This window comes from Georgenia sp. Z2081 (assembly GCF_055326445.1).
Genome location: NZ_JBUZNK010000001.1, coordinates 204,737 through 219,720 on the forward strand (window position 1 = coordinate 204,737; position 14,984 = coordinate 219,720).

21 protein-coding genes are annotated in these 14,984 nt (G+C 73.8%); 12 read left to right on the forward strand and 9 right to left on the reverse strand.

Going from position 1 to position 14,984, the window contains the following annotated elements:
• The first annotated feature begins 25 nt into the window (after nucleotides 1-25).
• On the forward strand, nucleotides 26-625 hold the full coding sequence (locus ACZLKG_RS00985; protein WP_425707315.1) for a hypothetical protein: 600 nt from the start codon (nucleotides 26-28) through the stop codon (nucleotides 623-625).
• Between the two features lie 44 nt (nucleotides 626-669).
• Nucleotides 670-1,254 carry a dihydrofolate reductase family protein gene (locus tag ACZLKG_RS00990; RefSeq protein WP_463647603.1) on the forward strand — a complete coding sequence of 195 codons (585 nt, stop codon included), beginning with the start codon at nucleotides 670-672 and terminating at the stop codon, nucleotides 1,252-1,254.
• A 65-nt stretch (nucleotides 1,255-1,319) separates the two neighbouring features.
• Here the strand turns inward: ACZLKG_RS00990 and ACZLKG_RS00995 are convergent, their stop codons facing one another.
• A complete protein-coding gene (locus ACZLKG_RS00995; RefSeq protein ID WP_463647604.1) occupies nucleotides 1,320-1,850 on the reverse strand; it encodes a MarR family winged helix-turn-helix transcriptional regulator in 531 nt (176 codons plus the stop codon).
• Between the two features lie 225 nt (nucleotides 1,851-2,075).
• Between ACZLKG_RS00995 and ACZLKG_RS01000 the strand changes: the two genes are divergently transcribed.
• The 3 genes from ACZLKG_RS01000 (at nucleotide 2,076) to ACZLKG_RS01010 (ending at nucleotide 3,402) form a co-directional block, all read left to right on the forward strand.
• Nucleotides 2,076-2,414 (forward strand): hypothetical protein, encoded by a 339-nt coding sequence (locus tag ACZLKG_RS01000; RefSeq protein ID WP_425707318.1) that lies wholly within the window; start codon nucleotides 2,076-2,078, stop codon nucleotides 2,412-2,414.
• 116 nt (nucleotides 2,415-2,530) lie between these two features.
• Nucleotides 2,531-3,226, forward strand: a complete 696-nt coding sequence (locus ACZLKG_RS01005) for a DsbA family oxidoreductase (protein ID WP_463647605.1) — start codon at nucleotides 2,531-2,533, stop codon at nucleotides 3,224-3,226.
• Nucleotides 3,223-3,402 carry a hypothetical protein gene (locus ACZLKG_RS01010; protein ID WP_425707320.1) on the forward strand — a complete coding sequence of 60 codons (180 nt, stop codon included), beginning with the start codon at nucleotides 3,223-3,225 and terminating at the stop codon, nucleotides 3,400-3,402. The genes ACZLKG_RS01005 and ACZLKG_RS01010 overlap by 4 nt, the downstream gene beginning before the upstream one ends.
• Nucleotides 3,403-3,405: 3 nt before the next feature.
• On the opposite strand, the gene ACZLKG_RS01015 is transcribed toward ACZLKG_RS01010, so the two are convergent.
• Genes ACZLKG_RS01015 through ACZLKG_RS01025 form a run of 3 tightly spaced genes read right to left on the reverse strand, consistent with a single transcriptional unit; the run spans nucleotide 3,406 to nucleotide 5,884 of the window.
• Complete coding sequence (locus ACZLKG_RS01015; RefSeq protein WP_425707321.1) at nucleotides 3,406-4,134, reverse strand: hypothetical protein; 729 nt, start codon at nucleotides 4,132-4,134, stop codon at nucleotides 3,406-3,408.
• A gap of 56 nt (nucleotides 4,135-4,190) precedes the next feature.
• Nucleotides 4,191-5,264: a hypothetical protein gene (locus tag ACZLKG_RS01020; RefSeq protein ID WP_463647606.1), complete on the reverse strand. Its 1,074-nt coding sequence runs from the start codon at nucleotides 5,262-5,264 to the stop codon at nucleotides 4,191-4,193.
• Nucleotides 5,261-5,884 carry a CDP-alcohol phosphatidyltransferase family protein gene (locus ACZLKG_RS01025; RefSeq protein ID WP_463647607.1) on the reverse strand — a complete coding sequence of 208 codons (624 nt, stop codon included), beginning with the start codon at nucleotides 5,882-5,884 and terminating at the stop codon, nucleotides 5,261-5,263. Before ACZLKG_RS01025 ends, ACZLKG_RS01020 begins: the two co-directional genes overlap by 4 nt.
• Before the next feature lie 74 nt (nucleotides 5,885-5,958).
• Between ACZLKG_RS01025 and ACZLKG_RS01030 the strand changes: the two genes are divergently transcribed.
• Nucleotides 5,959-6,672 (forward strand): GNAT family N-acetyltransferase, encoded by a 714-nt coding sequence (locus tag ACZLKG_RS01030; protein ID WP_463647608.1) that lies wholly within the window; start codon nucleotides 5,959-5,961, stop codon nucleotides 6,670-6,672.
• 49 nt (nucleotides 6,673-6,721) lie between these two features.
• On the opposite strand, the gene ACZLKG_RS01035 is transcribed toward ACZLKG_RS01030, so the two are convergent.
• A complete protein-coding gene (locus ACZLKG_RS01035) occupies nucleotides 6,722-8,257 on the reverse strand; it encodes a DHA2 family efflux MFS transporter permease subunit (RefSeq protein WP_463647609.1) in 1,536 nt (511 codons plus the stop codon).
• Nucleotides 8,258-8,377: 120 nt separating this feature from the next.
• Here ACZLKG_RS01035 and ACZLKG_RS01040 point away from each other — a divergent pair, with 120 nt between their 5' ends.
• From ACZLKG_RS01040 to ACZLKG_RS01055, 4 genes are all read left to right on the forward strand, one after another.
• Complete coding sequence (locus ACZLKG_RS01040; RefSeq protein ID WP_463647610.1) at nucleotides 8,378-9,427, forward strand: pirin family protein; 1,050 nt, start codon at nucleotides 8,378-8,380, stop codon at nucleotides 9,425-9,427.
• The gene (locus tag ACZLKG_RS01045; protein WP_463647611.1) at nucleotides 9,424-9,969 is read left to right on the forward strand and encodes a carboxymuconolactone decarboxylase family protein; all 546 of its coding nucleotides are present in this window, start codon (nucleotides 9,424-9,426) and stop codon (nucleotides 9,967-9,969) included. Before ACZLKG_RS01040 ends, ACZLKG_RS01045 begins: the two co-directional genes overlap by 4 nt.
• A complete protein-coding gene (locus ACZLKG_RS01050) occupies nucleotides 9,966-10,304 on the forward strand; it encodes a GNAT family N-acetyltransferase (protein ID WP_463647612.1) in 339 nt (112 codons plus the stop codon). Before ACZLKG_RS01045 ends, ACZLKG_RS01050 begins: the two co-directional genes overlap by 4 nt.
• Nucleotides 10,305-10,393: 89 nt before the next feature.
• On the forward strand, nucleotides 10,394-10,753 hold the full coding sequence (locus tag ACZLKG_RS01055; protein ID WP_463647613.1) for a GNAT family N-acetyltransferase: 360 nt from the start codon (nucleotides 10,394-10,396) through the stop codon (nucleotides 10,751-10,753).
• 38 nt (nucleotides 10,754-10,791) lie between these two features.
• On the opposite strand, the gene ACZLKG_RS01060 is transcribed toward ACZLKG_RS01055, so the two are convergent.
• From ACZLKG_RS01060 to ectA, 4 genes are all read right to left on the reverse strand, one after another.
• Nucleotides 10,792-11,586, reverse strand: coding sequence for a methyltransferase domain-containing protein (locus ACZLKG_RS01060; RefSeq protein ID WP_463647614.1), 795 nt, complete (start codon nucleotides 11,584-11,586; stop codon nucleotides 10,792-10,794).
• A gap of 168 nt (nucleotides 11,587-11,754) precedes the next feature.
• A complete protein-coding gene (locus tag ACZLKG_RS01065) occupies nucleotides 11,755-12,150 on the reverse strand; it encodes an ectoine synthase (RefSeq protein ID WP_463647615.1) in 396 nt (131 codons plus the stop codon).
• Nucleotides 12,151-12,204: 54 nt separating this feature from the next.
• Nucleotides 12,205-13,461, reverse strand: a complete 1,257-nt coding sequence (gene ectB / locus ACZLKG_RS01070; RefSeq protein ID WP_463647616.1) for a diaminobutyrate--2-oxoglutarate transaminase — start codon at nucleotides 13,459-13,461, stop codon at nucleotides 12,205-12,207.
• 157 nt (nucleotides 13,462-13,618) lie between these two features.
• Entirely contained in the window at nucleotides 13,619-14,146 is a 528-nt protein-coding gene (gene ectA / locus ACZLKG_RS01075; RefSeq protein WP_463647617.1) for a diaminobutyrate acetyltransferase, read from the reverse strand.
• Nucleotides 14,147-14,272: 126 nt separating this feature from the next.
• Here ectA and ACZLKG_RS01080 point away from each other — a divergent pair, with 126 nt between their 5' ends.
• Both ACZLKG_RS01080 and ACZLKG_RS01085 read left to right on the forward strand, forming a co-directional pair.
• Nucleotides 14,273-14,761 (forward strand): DUF2975 domain-containing protein, encoded by a 489-nt coding sequence (locus tag ACZLKG_RS01080; RefSeq protein WP_463647618.1) that lies wholly within the window; start codon nucleotides 14,273-14,275, stop codon nucleotides 14,759-14,761.
• The gene (locus tag ACZLKG_RS01085) at nucleotides 14,761-14,976 is read left to right on the forward strand and encodes a helix-turn-helix domain-containing protein (protein ID WP_463647619.1); all 216 of its coding nucleotides are present in this window, start codon (nucleotides 14,761-14,763) and stop codon (nucleotides 14,974-14,976) included. The genes ACZLKG_RS01080 and ACZLKG_RS01085 overlap by 1 nt, the downstream gene beginning before the upstream one ends.
• Nucleotides 14,977-14,984: the final 8 nt, after the last annotated feature.

Here is a 14,984-nt window from a genome sequence, read left to right on the forward strand (position 1 = left end):
GGGCGTCGCGTGCCAGCATGAGGAGATGATCGTTCCGACCAGGTCGGCCGCCGCCGTCGGATGCCTGCTCGTCGCCCTCGGTGCCTCGGGCTGCTCGGGGGACCAGCGATCCGTCCCGTCGATGGTCGTGGCCTGGCCGCAGGAGCCGACCTCCACCAGCGAGCCCGCGACCGGCGCCGCGGCGTCCGGCACGGACGGTGACGCCGGGGACCCCGGCGCGGACGCGAGCGCACCGGTCGACCTCGAGGCGCTCGACGCCGCCCGCACGGACACCGTCGAGGACGCCGGCGCGCTCCGCGCCCTCCTCGACGCGGTCGGCCTGGACGACCTGGGCGAGTACAGCGTGTCCGTCGACCCCGGGGCCTCTCCGGTCGTGCTCGAGATCGGCTGGGACGAGCCCGCGCCGTCCGCCGCGCGGTGGCCGGACACGGTGGAGGAGCGCGGCGTGCTGCTGCTCGCGACGATCGCCGACCTCGACGAGATCCGCTTCCACCTGGAGGGCGGCACCGGTACGGACGGTCACGTCGACCGGGCCTCGGCCGACCGCCTGCTGGAGGAGCCGGTCGACGAGCTCGGCGCCACGACCGAGGGGCTGCGCGAGATCCTCGACCGCGTCGATCCCTGACCGGGTCCGCGACCGGTGTCGGCGGTCGGTGCCACCCTCACGGCATGACGCGCACGATCTACTACACGGCGACGACGCTGGACGGCTACCTCGCGGCCGAGGACGACTCGCTCGCGTGGCTGTTCGCGCAGCGGCAGGACCCGGCGGTGACGTCGGACTACGAGGACTTCGTCGGCGACGTCGGAGCGATCCTCATGGGACGCACCACCTACGAGTGGGTGCTGCGCGAGCTCGGCGACGGCGCGGCCTGGCCGTACGACCTCCCGACCGTCGTCGCCACGCACGCGGATCTCACGGCGCCGGCCGGGGCGGACGTGCGGTTCGCCCGCGGCGACGTGCGGCAGATCCACCGCGATCTCGTCAGCGCCGCGCGGGGGAAGGACGTCTGGGTCGTCGGCGGGGGCGACCTCGCCGGTCAGCTGGCCGACGCCGGTCTCCTCGACGAGCTGCGGCTCTCGGTCGCCGCCGCGACCCTCGGCGCCGGTCGGCCGCTGCTCCCGCGCCGGCTGGCGCTCGGCCTGCGCTCCGTCGTGCGGACCGGTGACTTCGTCTCGGTCGTGTACGACGTCCTCGGGCCGGGCGACCCGGTCTGGGTGGACGCCCCGACGCCGGACGGCCCGGTGCCGTAGCCGGTCGGCCCGGTGCCGTAGCCGGCGAGCGGCCGGCGCACCGGCGGAGTCTGCGGTCGGGCCGCTCAGCGGTCCCGGGCGTCCCCCGCACCGTCCTCGCGCTGCGACACGTCCCCCAGTCCGGCGAGGAGCTTCTCGAGCAGGCCGGCGAGCTCTGCCAGCTCCGTGTCGTCCAGGGCGCCGAGCAGCTCCCCCTCCGCCGCGGCGTGCAGGGGTGCCACGTGCTCGATCACCGACAGGCCGTCGTCGGTGAGGCTGACGAGGACGCTTCGCCGGTTGTTCGGGTCCGTGGTACGGGCGACGAGCCCCTTGTCCTCGAGGCGGCCGAGCCGGTTCGTCATGGCCGCCGCCGTCACCATCATGGAGGCGGTAAGGGCACCGGGCGTCAACGTGTACGGCGCTCCGGCGCGCCGCAGGGCCGCGAGCACGTCGTGCTCGCCCGGCTGGAGGTCGTGCTCGGCGAAGAACCCGCGCATCCCCTGCCCGATGAGGTCGGAGGCGCGCGAGACCCGGCCCGTCACGCTCATCGGGGCCCGCGGGAGCTCGGGGCGCTGCTCGCGCCACTGCTCGAGGTAGTCGCTCACTCGGTCACGCATCGACCAACAATAGTTCAATCTCGAAAAGTTTGACGAGCGAACCGCGTCCCGCTAGACTCTTTTACGTCGAAGCGTTCGGCGTCGAACGGTGTGGTCCTCTCGTTCACGTGCGGGCGGGGGAGACGGCGCCGTGCCTCACCGGTGCATCGACGGCCCTGACGACGCGGCCGCGCGTGAGGCGCGGCCAGGAGCGGCGCCCGTCCAGCGCCGAGAAGAGAGACCAGCATGACCGCCACCCCCCTCACCGGCGACACCCGTGCCGTCCGCAGCCGCGACGCCGGGCTCACCGGTCCCGCGACCCGCGCCGAGATGGACGCACGGATCGACCGCTACGCCATCGCCCCCGGACGCGTGACCGCCCTCGACATCGTCGCCCCCACGACGCCCGCGGACCCGGCCACCCGGCCCGATCGCCACAGCATCCCCCCGGGGCGCGTGGCCGTCCTCGACCTCGCCCGGCGTCGTGACACCGAGGCGGTGTCCGGCGCCGACCGTGCCGTCGCCGTCGGCGCGATCGTCACCGGGATCGCCGCCGCCGTCGGGATCGCCGTCGGGATCGGCTGACGCCCCCGCCTGCGCGCCGAGTCCCCGTACCCCCCGTACCCCCCGCGCCGCGTCCCGGGAATGTCCGGGCCGCGGCGCGCCTTGCACCTCGCAGGACCCCCACCCCGAGGAGCAACGTGACCACCGAGACCCCCATCGCCGTCGACGTCTGGTCGGACATCGCCTGCCCCTGGTGCTACATCGGCAAGCGCAAGTTCGAGGCAGGCCTCGCGACGTTCCGCGAGGAGCACCCCGACGCCCCCGCGGTCGAGGTCACGTACCACTCGTTCGAGCTCTCCCCGGACACGCCGGTCGACTTCGCGGGCTCGACCGTCGAGTTCCTCGCCGAGCGCAAGGGCATGCCGGCCGACCAGGTCGAGGAGATGCTCGACCGGGTCACCTGGATCGCCGCATCGGTCGGCCTCGACTACGACTTCGACGCCGTGCAGCACGTCAACACGCTGCGCGCGCACCAGGTCATCCACCACGCCAGGGCCCACGGCCGCCAGGCCGAGGCCAAGGAGCGCCTCCTGCGGGCCTACTTCGTCGAGGGGAAGAACCTCTCCGACGTCGACGTCCTCGCGGGGCTGGCCGCCGAGATCGGGCTCGACGCCGAGCAGGTCGCCACCGACCTGCGCGCGGACCGCTGGGCCGACGACGTCCAGCAGGACATCGCCCAGGCTCGCGCCTACGGGATCCAGGGAGTGCCGTTCTTCGTCCTGGACGAGCGGTACGGCATCTCCGGCGCACAGGAGTCCGCGGCGTTCGCTCAGGCCCTCGCCCAGGTCGCCGCCGAGCGCCGGCAGACCGGGACGGCCCGGGCCGGCGCATGAGCGCCCACGACATCCGCGCCGCCGACGCACCCGCCGTGGACGGGGTTGCCGCCGACGCACCGACGTCCGAGGTTCCGCCGACCGCCCGGCCGACCCTGCTGATGCCGCTCGCGGGACTCGACCTGCCCGGCGTCGATCTCGGCACGGGACCTGCCTGCGGCCCCGCGGGCTGCTGAGGCTCAGCGCCCTCCGCGCGCCCGGGCGAGCAGGTCCCGGACGGGCCCGGCGAGCTGCTCGTCCCCGCTGGTGACGAGGACCGCCATCCTGCCGGCGTCGAGCGGGATCCCGGGGTTGTCGGCGAGGCCGGCGCCCGGACCGGTGTACTCGGTGCCGGAGTACCGCCAGTCGCCGTCGGCCCCGATCGTGCGCCGTTCCGGCTCCAACCAGCCGACGTGCCCGAGCGCGGTCCTGCCCTCGTCGCCGAGACGGAGCGGCGCGATCGGCGGCGTCGCCTCGATCCGGTAGTCGGGCGTCATGTAGGCCACGGCGAACGAGCCGCGGTCGACGACGACCATGCGGAACCGCGCGTCGCCCGTCCCCAGGTCCGACGCGTCGATCTCGTTCAGCAGGCGCTCGGTCATGTGGGGCCTGGGCCGGCGCGTCGCCCCCTCGCGCCGCGGCGGCCGTACGCGCCGGCGCAGGTAGAGGTGCAGCCGCGCGGAGCGGTAGATCCCGACGGCCGCGACGAGCAGCACGAGGGCACCGAGCACGCCGCCGACCCAGAGCGCGACCGACGGCAGGTCGCCGGGGTCCACCGAGAAGGTGCGGCGCACGCCCATCGTGATGCCGACGACGAGCAGGATCGCGAGCAGCGCCGACACGACGGCCGCCGCGAGGAGCTGGCGCAGCGCCGCCGCCACCGGGTGGGGCAGCGCGCGGGCCGAGCCCCGGTTCGTCGATCTCGCCATGGCGGAAGTCTTCCAGGTCCCGGGGGGAGTCTCGGCCGGATCGCCCGCGGAACGCGCTACGGGAGGTGCCGCAGGTCGGGTTCGATCCGCTCACGCACCTCGAGCTGGACCCCACCGGGTGCCCCGCGGACGCCCCTGCGCTCGACCTCGCCGCGCTCGCGGTCGTGAATCTGCCCGTCGCGACGCACGGCGAGACCGATGACGACGGCCCCGACGAGGAGGAGCACCGCCGAGGGCAGCAGCACCCACCATCCGGACCGGTCCTGCGTGAGCGCGAACAGGAGGAACGCCCCGACGGCCCCGTAGATCCCCACCTGGAGCCGGCCGCCGATCCGGTACCGGCTCGCCGCGGCGGAGGCCGCCTCGACCACGGCGCGGTTCGGGGTGCGCAGCTGGGCCGCCGCGAGGGCGCGCCACCGCGAGCGCATCCCGAGCCAGGCCAGCACCGCGGTCACCACCACCGCGAGGCCGAGACAGCCGGCGAGCACCGCGGTCGCCGTCGTGCCCGGCCCGGTGAACATCATCCCCACGAGCAGGCCGACGGCGATGAGCCCGGTCAGGCCGGGGAGCCGGTCCAGCGGACCGAGGCGGGCGGAGCGGCGCCCGGGCCCGGCGCGTCGACGATCGGTACCCTCCGGGGCCGGGGCGTTCGACTGCCGTGCGGCTGCCTCGTGCGCGGCCACCTCCTCCTCGGCCGCGCGGGCCGCGTGCTCGCGGCGGCCGACGTCGAGCAGGAAGATCCCCACCGGCCCGGCGAGCGCGTCCGGCCCGTTGACGAGGACCTGCAGGTCCTCGCGCGAGAGGGACAGGCCCCGGCGTCGGAGGCGCTCCGTCCCGTGCGGATCGAGCCCGACCTTCGCGAGGGTGGCGTGCGCCGCCTCGGGCAGCTCGTCGAGGACGAGCGGCTCGGTGGTGGCGTGCTCGGTGCCGCGCCGCCAGGTGAGTCGCACGGCGTCGGGCCGGTCGCCCCCACCGCTGGGCACGAGGCGCATGCGCTCGGCGGAGGCCATCGCCAGCTCGCCGGCCCGTAGGTCGTCGACGCCGCCGGGAGCGCGGCCTTGAGCGCCGGGGGCTCGCCCCGGGTACCTCTCGTCCCCGGGGGCACCGCCGGGCGCGCCCGGGCCGGTCACGCCTGCCCTTCGCCGTCCGTCGGTCGGCGCACCGCGGGGCCGGTCCCCAGCCGGGCCGCCCGGATGTAGAGGGTCGCGGAGTAGATGTGCAGCGCGGCGCCGACCCAGACGAGCACGCGACCGACGTCGAGCACCTGCGGCCATACCGAGATGCCGAGGACGATGGCGCAGATGCCGAAGAAGAGCACCGCGGTGCGGGCCTTGCCCACGTGGGTGACGCGCATGCGGCCCTCCTGGGCGGCGCGGCCGGCAAGGAGGACCACGAGGAGGTCGACGAGCACGATGACGGCGACGGGCTCCCAGCGCAGGGCGTCCGCCAGGCCGAGGGCGACGACGACGAGCGCGATACCGATGCGGTCCGCCACGGGGTCGAGGATCTCGCCGGTGCGCGACTGCTGGTTCAGCGCCCGGGCGAGAAGGCCGTCCACCCAGTCCGTCACGGCCCACACCCCCACGAGGACCGGCGGCAGCCAGCTCCCCTCGGGGTCGTCGACGATCACCCAGCAGGCGGGGCCCAGCAGGAGGAAGCGCAGGAGCGTGACGACGTTGGGGATCGTCGCCCAGTCCGGCCGGCCCGACGCCTGACGAGCACGGCCGTCCGTCGTCGGATCGGTTGGCATGTCCCGAGCCTACGCGGGGCGCGCGCGGGGGTGAGAGGGGATTTCACGTTGACCGCGCCGCCTACCGTGACCGGATGAGCGACTCGCCACCCACCCTCGCCACCGATCGGCTCGTGCTGCGGGCGTGGGAGGCCGCGGACGCGGACGACGTGCTGGCCCTCTACTCGCGCCCGGAGACCGTCAGGTGGTCCGGCGGGCCGGGGACCGAGCTCGCCACGCGTGCCGACGCGCTCGAGCGCCTGGCGCGCTGGGAGGTGCGAGCCGCGGGCGGGGGACCGCGCGGGATCTGGCTCGTCACCGACCCGGCCGCCCCCACCGACCCGGCCACCCCCACCGACCCGGCAGGGCACTCCGACCCGGCCGCTCCCACCGACCCGGCAGGGCGCTCCGACCCGGCGGTGCGGGCCGGCGGCACCGACTCCTCGGGCGCGGGTGAGGAGTCACGCCCCGTGGTCGTCGGTGACGTCCTGCTCGTCGACCTGCCCGCCAGCTCGCCCGACGGGTCCCGGCCTCCCTCGGGGGATCTCGAGATCGGCTGGCACCTGCACCCGGACCGGTGGGGGCGCGGCTATGCGACCGAGGCCGCCCGGGCGGTGCTCGCCCACGCCTGGTCCCACGGGGTCGAGAGGGTGCTCGCGGTGACCCACCCCGACAACGTGGCCTCGCAGGCCGTGGCACGGCGGATCGGCATGCGGCACGCGGGCCGGACGACGGCCTACTACGACACGGAGTGCGAGCTGTTCGTCGTCGAGGCCCCGGCTGCACGGAGATCGGTCCCGTCGGTCTGACCCGGCGGCGCGCCCCGGCCCGCGCCACCTCGGCCTGACCGGGCCCGCGCTACCTCGCCCCGCGCTGTCTCGGCCCGGACGCCGCGCCGGTGCCCCGGCCGAGCAGGCCGCGCCCCGCGCTGTCCGGGCCGACGAGCAGGAAGGCGGCGACCATCCCGACCACGGACACGGCGGCGGGCAGCAGCATCGCCTCCCCCAGGGCGCGGGTGTACGCGTCGGCGGAGGCGCCGGTGAGGGTGCCGTCGGTCGTCCGGTCGAGCCCGCCCGGCAGGTGGACCGAGACCCGCCAGTCCATGGCCCAGGCGATCCCCGCGCTGCCGAGCACGGAGCCGACCTGACGCATCGTGTTGTAGACGCCGGAGCCCGCCCCCGCCCGCTGGAGCGGGAGCCGGCGCGTCGCCGACGTCGACATCGGCCCCCACACGTGGACCGACCCCAGTCCGTACAGGAACGACGGGACCACCAGGAGCCAGACCGGCGTCGTCGGACCCATGACGAACCAGAACGCCACGAGCGAGCAGGCGACGAGGACGAAGCCCGGACCGGCCAGCAACCGGTTCTGCACGAGGTTGATGCGCCGGCCCACCCACCGGGCGAGCAGGATCGACACCAGTGCCTGGGGGACGAGCAGCAGGGCGGACTCCGTCGGGGACCAGCCGCGCACCGTCTGCGCGTAGATGACGAGCGGGAACATCGCCGAGGACATCGAGAACCCGATGGCCGAGACCCCGATCGACGACGCCGTGAAGTTCCGGTCCCGGAACAGCCCCAGCGGGACGAGCGGTGCGGGGGCGCCCCATGCCTGCCACGCGACGAACGCGAGGAGGACCGCGACGCCGACACCGAGCAGCAGCGGGATCGACACCCACCCCCACACCTGCCCCCACCCGAAGCGCTCGCCCTCCTGGATGGCGAACACCGCGCAGAACGTCCCGAGCGCCGACAGGGCGACGCCGATCGGGTCGAACGTGCGGGCATGCGGTCGCAGCCGGGGCACGAGCCGAGCGGCGAGAATGAGCCCGACGAGCCCGACCGGCACGTTGATGAGGAAGATCCATCGCCAGCCGGCCGTGTCGAGCAGGACCCCGCCGAGCACCGGACCCACGAGCATGGCCACGCCCGCCGTCGCGCCCCACAGCGACATCGCGACGCCGCGGACCTCGGGCGCGAACGTGCGGGTGACGACGGTCATCGTCTGCGGCGTCATCAGGGCCGCGCCGAGCCCCTGCGCGACCCGCGCCGCCACGAGCATCTCGACCGTGCCGGACAGCGCGCACCACAGCGAGGCGCCGGTGAAGACCGCGAGCCCGGTCATGTAGACGTTCTTGGGCCCGACCAGGTCGCCGAGCCGCCCGGTGACCAGCAGCGGGACCGCGTAGGCGAGCAGGTAGGCGCTCGTCACCCACATGACGGTGGTGACGTCGGAGTCGAACGCCTCCACGAGCGCGGGCGTCGCCACGGACACGATCGTCGTGTCGACGAGGATCATGAAGAACCCGAGCACGAGGGCCCACAGGGCCTTCCAGGGCGGATCGTCGGGGAGGTCGGACACGGCGCCGTCGCGCGTCCCGGTCGGTCGGGTCACCGGCCGAGCGTAGGCCGGGTGCCGACCGGGACGGTTGCCGGGCCATCGCCCGGCGTCCACGATGGTCACCACGACAGACACCGCGGCGACCCGCCGTCGCGGCGGGACGGGAGGCGCGCCGTGAGCAACCTGGAGACCCGACCGGCGGAGATGGTGCTGTCCTGCCCGGACGAGGACGGGCCGGGCATCGAGGTCGTCACCTCGCGCGTGGTCCCGCTCGGCGGGCCGCGCGCGATGCCCGTCCGGCGGACGCTGCCCAGCCGGGAGCGCAGCTTCGTCGGCGCCTGGTGCTTCGCCGACCACTACGGCCCCGACGACGTGGCCGCCACCGGCGGCATGGACGTCGCCCCGCACCCGCACACCGGCCTGCAGACCGTGTCGTGGTTGTTCACCGGGGAGGTCGAGCACCGCGACTCAGCGGGCGTCCACGCCATGGTGCGGCCCGGCGAGCTCAACCTCATGTCCTCCGGCGTGGGGATCTGCCACTCCGAGGTGTCGACCCCGCAGACCACGGTCCTGCACGGCGTGCAGCTGTGGCTCGTCCTGCCGCGCGAGGCGCGGGGCGGGCCGCGCGGCTTCCAGCACCACGCCCCGGCGCCCGTGGAGCTGCCCGGCGGCGCGGGGACGGCGTCCGTGTTCATCGGCGAGCTGCTGGGCGAGACCTCGCCGGTCGGCACCGCCACCCCGCTGCTCGGCGCCGCGATCACGCTCGAGCCGGGCGGCGTCGTCGATCTCCCGGTCCGGCCGGACTTCGAGCACGGGGTCCTGCTGGACACCGGCACGGTCGAGGTCGACGACGTGGCGATCGACCGGGCCGAGCTGGCCTTCCGGGCGCCGTGCGGCGAGACGCTGCGGATCGCGAGCACGGGGGAGGGCCCGGCGCGCGTCATCCTCCTGGGCGGCGAGCCGTTCCGCGAGGAGATCGTCATGTGGTGGAACTTCATCGGGTCCGACCACGAGGAGGTCGTCGCGGCCCGCGACGCCTGGAACGCCGGCGGCGACCCCGCGGGCGCGTACGCCGGGAGCGAGCGCTTCGGCCGCGTCGAGGGGTACGTGGGCGAACGCGCCTGGCTGACGGCACCCGACCTCCCGCACGTCCGGCTCCGGCCGCGGCGGAACCCGAACGCCGTGACGGACGTCGTCGCGACGTACGAGGGCGAGGAGCGATGACCGTGCCCGAGATCCCGGCGGCCGTCGACATCACGCAGGCGCACCGTCCGGCGTACCGCGCCGCCAACGGGCTGGCGAAGGCCGCCCGGGAGGCGGCGGAGGCGGCCGGGATCGGCTCCGACGTCGTCGAGCTGGTCGACGTCCGGGTCTCGCAGATCAACGGGTGCGCGCGCTGCCTGAGCGTGCATGTCCCCAGGGCGAGGCGGGCAGGCGTGACCCAGCACCGCCTCGACCTGCTGACCACCTGGCGGGAGGCCTCGGTCTTCACGCGCGTCGAGCGGGCCGCGCTCGAGATCGCCGAGCTGACGACCGCCCTCCCGCACGGCGCGGCGCTCGCGGCGACCGGGGGCGCCGGCCGTCGCGGGGGACTCACCGAGGAGCAGGTCGCGGCGATCGTCTGGGTGGCGATCACGATCGGGGCGTTCAACCGGATCTCCGTCATGTCCGGCCACGACGCGCTGCCACCGCGTGACGAGGCGACCGCCGGACCGGCGAGGAACCGCGGGACCGACCGCAGGACCGACGAGAGGAGCGAGCGATGAGCGACGAGGTGCTGGTGGACGGGCAGGTGCCCACGATCCGCAACGACGCCGACAACCACAGGTACGTCATCGAGGTCGACGGCGACGTGCTGGGCCGGATCGACTACCGGGTGCGCGGCACGGACGTCGCGCTCACGCACACCGAGGTCGACCAGGCCCGGTCGGTCCCGGGTCTCGCGCGCAGGCTCGTCGACGAGGTGCTCGCCGACCTGCGATCCCGCGGCGCCGGCGTGCTGCCGTACTGCCCGTACGTGAAGAAGCTGATCGACGAGAACCGCGCCGAGTACATCGACCTCGTGCCCGAGGACCGGCGCGCGGAGTTCGACCTCGGGTAGCCGCGGGCGGACCGCCCCGGCGCCGGGGGGCCGTCGCGGTGGGGTGTGATGTCCGCTACGGTCGAGGTGGGCGAGGGAAGGGGTCAGCGATGACGAACCACGTGCTGGTGGCCGGCCAGGTGCCGACCGTGCGGGACGACCCGGACCACGGCAGGTACGTGGTCGAGGTCAGCCACGTGCGGATCGGCAGGATCGACTACCACCTCCACGGCCGCATGATGGCGATGGTCCGCACCGAGGTGCACCCGGACCGCGAGACCCCGGGCCTGACGGAGCTGCTCGTCGACGGGGCGCTGGACGACGTCCGTGCGCGGGACCTGCGCGTGCTCCCGTACTGCCCGGTCGTCCGCGGGATCATCGACGCCGAGCGGGAGCGCCGTCTCGACCTCGTCCCCCGGGCGATCCGGGGCGAGTTCTTCGACGTCGAGGACGAGGCACCCGTCGCCTGAGCGGCGGTGGTCCGGGCTGCCGGACGGGATCGGGGCGGTCACGACCCGGTGGGCCGGTGCGCGACGACGAAGGCCCGACGAAAAGGCATGACCACGCCGATGTCGGTGGGCGGGTAGGCCTCGCGCAGCCGTTCGCGGTACTCGCCCACGAACCGGTCGCGCAGCGGCTGAGGGAGCGCCTGCAGCGTGGGTCGCGCCCCGGTCCCGCTCGCCCAGGTCAGCACCGGGTCCTCGCCGGTGAGCACGTGCAGGTAGGTGGTCGACCACGCGTCGACGACGCAGCCCAGGTCCGTCAGTGCCCGCAGGTACTCGACCGGCTCGCGGGACGCGGGCCCGGCGACGCCGGCCGTGTGCTCCGCGTAGGGCACCCGTGCGGCCAGCTCGCGCCGGATCGTGTGCATCGCGGTGTCGAGGTTGGCGGGCACCTGGAACGCCAGGCACCCGCCTGGCCGGACGGCCGCGACCAGGCTCGGCAGCAGGTCGAGGTGGTCCGGGACCCACTGGAGGGTGGCGTTGGAGACGAGCACGTCGACCGGGTCGGCGGTCGCGAGCCAGTCGCGCAGGTCGGCCTGCTCGAAGCGCAGCGCGGGCCCCGCGTGGCGCGCGGCCGTGGCGAGCATGGCCGCGCTCGAGTCCACCCCCACCACCTGTGCGGACGGCCATCGACGCGTGAGCGCGTGCGTCAGCTCGCCGGGGCCGCACCCCAGGTCGACGACGGAGCGCACCTCGGCGTCCGGGCCGGCCGTGCGCACGCGCGCGAGGAGGTCGACGAACGGCCGGGACCGTTCGTCGGCGTAGACGTCGTAGAGCTCGGGGTCCCAGGTGTGCGTCATCGGTGCCTCCGGTCGGTGGGCCGTCAGCACACCACCACAACTATCTCGACGTCAAGATAAATCGCGCGGTGGGTGGGCGCGCGGCGTGCTGGCGCGGGGGCGGACACGCCGACGCCGGCCCCACCGTGCGGTGGGACCGGCGTCGGCGCTGCTACGGGTGCGGCTCGGTCAGCCGGCGTCCTCGACGATGAGCGGGTAGACCCCGTTCTCGTCGTGGACCTCGCGTCCGGTGACCGGCGGGTTGAACACGCACACGGTCTTCATCTCCGTGCGCGGGCGCACGATGTGCTTGTCGTGGTCGTTGAGCAGGTAGAGCGAGCCCGGTGCGAGCTGGTGGACCTCACCGGTGGCGATGTCCTCGATCTCGCCCTCGCCGGAGGTGATGAACACGGCCTCGATGTGGTTCGCGTACCAGAACTCGTTGACGGTCCCCGCGTACAGCGTGGTCTCGTGCACCGAGAAGCCGACCCCCTCCTTGGCGAGGATGATGCGCTTGCTGCGCCAGTTCGGCGTCTTGATGTCGGCGTCGGTGTCGGTGATCTGGTCGAGCGTGCGGACGAGCATGGGGACCTCCCGTGAGCAGATGTCAGATGGACGGTGGCGCGCCGGGCGCCGCGATCAGGCGGAGAGGACGGAGTCCACGGCCGACTCGATGATGTCGAGGCCGCGGGCGAGCTCGTCGTCGGTGGTCGTCAGGGCGGGCAGGAACTTGACGACCTCGCTCAGCGGGCCCGAGGTCTCGACGAGGAGTCCGCGCTCGAACGCCAGGGTGCACGCCTCGCCGGCCTTGTCGGCGTCGGCGAACTGCAGACCACGGGCGAGGCCGCGACCCTTGGCGGTCAGGCCGTGGGCCTCGTGCTTGGCGGCGATCTGGTTGAGGCGGCCCTCCATGTACAGGCCCTTCGCCGTCGTCGCCTTCTCGAGCGTGTCGTCGCTCCAGTACTCCTCGATGGCCTTGGTGGCGGTGGCGAAGGCCGGACCGATGCCACGGAAGGTGCCGTTGTGCTCGCCGGGCTCCCAGATGTCGAGCTCCGGGCGGATGAGCGTGAGCGCCATCGGCAGGCCGTAGCCGCTGATCGACTTCGACAGCGTGATGATGTCCGGGACGATCCCGGCCTCCTCGAAGCTGAAGAAGCCGCCGGTGCGGCCGCAGCCCATCTGGATGTCGTCGAGGATGAGCAGGATGCCGTGCTCCTTGCACAGGGCGGCGAGCTTGCGGAGCCACTCGGCGCGCGCGGCGTTCATGCCGCCCTCGCCCTGGACGCTCTCGACGATGACGGCGGCCGGCTCGTTGAGCCCGCTGCCGAGGTCCTGGAGCAGGCGCTCGAAGTAGAGGAAGTCCGGGTACTCGTCGTCGAAGTAGTCGTCGTACGGCATCGGGGTGGCGTGCACGAGCGGGATGCCCGCGCCGCCGCGCTTCATCGAGTTGCCCGTGACCGACAGGGCGCCGAGCGTCATGCCGTGGAACCCGTTGGTGAAGTTGACGACCGACTCGCGTCCGGTGACCTTGCGGGCGAGCTTGAGCGCCGCCTCGACGGCGTTCGCCCCGCCGGGGCCGGGGAAGACGAGCCGGTGGTCGAGGCCGCGCGGCTCGAGGATCTTCGAGTGGAACGTCTGCAGGAAGTCGTTGCGCACGTCGGTGAACATGTCCAGACCGTGGACGACCTTGTCCGCGGTGAGGTGGTCGATGAGCACCTGCTTGAGCGCGGGGTTGTTGTGCCCGTAGTTGAGCGCACCCGCGCCGGCGAAGAAGTCGAGGTACTCGCGGCCGGTGTCGTCGGTCATGGTGCTGCCGGTCGCCGTCGTGAACGTCGTCGGCCAGCTGCGGGAGTAGCTGCGGACCTCGGACTCGAGCTCTGTGGTGGGGGGCGTCATGGTCGTCATCATCGCTCCTGTGTCGGTGTCGAGTACATCTGGTGGGCGTGCAGGCGGTGGGGTCAGGGTCGTGGGTGGTCGTGGCTCCGCTCGGGGCGTGGGCTGCCGGTGGCCGTCGAGGCATGCCCGGCGGCCGCGAGCGGGGCGTGGGGGAGGGTCAGCTCTCGGCGGGGTGCAGCGGGGTGATCACGTGGAGGACCTCGGCGTCGTGCCCGTCGGGGAAGTCGCCGACCTCGAAGCCCGGCTCGGTGGTCAGGCTCGCGCCGTGCCGCTCGGCGAAGGAGGCGAACAGGCGCCGGGAGGCGGCGTTGTCCTCGGTGATGGTGGTCTCGAGGGTGGTGGTCCCGGGGTTCCCGGCGAGCAGGTCGTCGAGGAGCCTCGCGGCGACGCCCTGTCCTCGCAGGCGCTCGTCCACGGCGACCTGCCAGACGAACAGCCGGTCCGGCGCGTCCGGTCGGAGGTAGCCGGACACGAAGCCGGCCACGTCACCGCCGGTGACGGCCACGCGGCTGGTCGCCGCGAAGTCGCGCGCCCACAGCAGGTAGGCGTAGGAGGTGTTGAGCTCGAGGGCGCCGGAGTCGCGCGCCACACGCCACATGCCGGCGCCGTGCGCAAGGTCCGGGCGGAGAATCTCGACGGGCCCCGTCGAGGGTGGGATGTCGATCGTCGGTGTCGATGGCCTCATAAGGGACTTCCACGATATCGAGCCTGACAGCGTCATGCGGCCGGATGACGAGAGGTGCCCCACGTTCGATCGGATCCGCGCCCCAGAAATATTGCTTATCGATAGATCGCGATCGATACTCGGTGCATGCTGCGCACCCCGTGGATCGTCACCCTCCTCCGGATCGGCCTCGTCGCCGCCACCGTCTGGCTCACCGTCCTCCAGGTGTTCTCCCTGCCGGGCTCGTTCGCGCACGACGCGGGCCCGGAGGACGCGCACGTGCGGATCCCCGCACAGGTGGTCGCCGTCGTCGTCCTGGTGTGCATCCAGGTCGTCGTCGTGTGCATCTGGCGTCTGCTCACGCTCGTGCGACGGGACGAGATCTTCGGCGCCGCATCCCGGCGCTGGGTCGACGCCGTGGTCGTCGCGCTGGCGGTGGCGTGGGTGCTCGTCGCGCTGCTCGCGGTCTATCTGTGCGTGCTCATCTATCTCGGACCCGACCGTGATCCGGGGGCCCCGATGCTGCTGACCGGCGTCGTCGTGCTCTCCGCGCTCCCCGTGCTGCTCATGGTCGTCATGCGCGGCCTGCTCAGGCAGGCCTCGGACTACCGGGCCGAGCTCGCCGCGGTGATCTGATGGCGATCGTCGTGCGCCTCGACGTCGAGCTCGCACGCCGCAAGCTCGGCGTGGGCGAGTTCGCGGACCTCGTCGGGCTCACGCCCGCGAACGTCGCGGTGCTGAAGAACGGACGCGCGCGGGCGATCCGGTTCAGCACTCTGGAGGCCATCTGCCGGGTGCTCGAGTGCCAGCCGGGGGACATCCTCGAGCACGTGCCCGACGAGCCGGGCTGACGGGCGGC

Bases quoted from the DNA above. Each gene is read 5' to 3' on its own strand.
- ACZLKG_RS00985 (WP_425707315.1), top strand. From the start codon at position 26: ATGATCGTTCCGACCAGGTCGGCCGCCGCCGTCGGATGCCTGCTCGTC.
- ACZLKG_RS00990 (WP_463647603.1), top strand. From the start codon at position 670: ATGACGCGCACGATCTACTACACGGCGACGACGCTGGACGGCTACCTC.
- ACZLKG_RS00995 (WP_463647604.1), bottom strand. From the start codon at position 1,850: ATGCGTGACCGAGTGAGCGACTACCTCGAGCAGTGGCGCGAGCAGCGC.
- ACZLKG_RS01000 (WP_425707318.1), top strand. From the start codon at position 2,076: ATGACCGCCACCCCCCTCACCGGCGACACCCGTGCCGTCCGCAGCCGC.
- ACZLKG_RS01010 (WP_425707320.1), top strand. From the start codon at position 3,223: ATGAGCGCCCACGACATCCGCGCCGCCGACGCACCCGCCGTGGACGGG.
- ACZLKG_RS01015 (WP_425707321.1), bottom strand. From the start codon at position 4,134: ATGGCGAGATCGACGAACCGGGGCTCGGCCCGCGCGCTGCCCCACCCG.
- ACZLKG_RS01025 (WP_463647607.1), bottom strand. From the start codon at position 5,884: ATGCCAACCGATCCGACGACGGACGGCCGTGCTCGTCAGGCGTCGGGC.
- ACZLKG_RS01030 (WP_463647608.1), top strand. From the start codon at position 5,959: ATGAGCGACTCGCCACCCACCCTCGCCACCGATCGGCTCGTGCTGCGG.
- ACZLKG_RS01045 (WP_463647611.1), top strand. From the start codon at position 9,424: ATGACCGTGCCCGAGATCCCGGCGGCCGTCGACATCACGCAGGCGCAC.
- ACZLKG_RS01050 (WP_463647612.1), top strand. From the start codon at position 9,966: ATGAGCGACGAGGTGCTGGTGGACGGGCAGGTGCCCACGATCCGCAAC.
- ACZLKG_RS01055 (WP_463647613.1), top strand. From the start codon at position 10,394: ATGACGAACCACGTGCTGGTGGCCGGCCAGGTGCCGACCGTGCGGGAC.
- ACZLKG_RS01060 (WP_463647614.1), bottom strand. From the start codon at position 11,586: ATGACGCACACCTGGGACCCCGAGCTCTACGACGTCTACGCCGACGAA.
- ACZLKG_RS01065 (WP_463647615.1), bottom strand. From the start codon at position 12,150: ATGCTCGTCCGCACGCTCGACCAGATCACCGACACCGACGCCGACATC.
- ectB (WP_463647616.1), bottom strand. From the start codon at position 13,461: ATGACGCCCCCCACCACAGAGCTCGAGTCCGAGGTCCGCAGCTACTCC.
- ectA (WP_463647617.1), bottom strand. From the start codon at position 14,146: ATGAGGCCATCGACACCGACGATCGACATCCCACCCTCGACGGGGCCC.
- ACZLKG_RS01080 (WP_463647618.1), top strand. From the start codon at position 14,273: ATGCTGCGCACCCCGTGGATCGTCACCCTCCTCCGGATCGGCCTCGTC.
- ACZLKG_RS01085 (WP_463647619.1), top strand. From the start codon at position 14,761: ATGGCGATCGTCGTGCGCCTCGACGTCGAGCTCGCACGCCGCAAGCTC.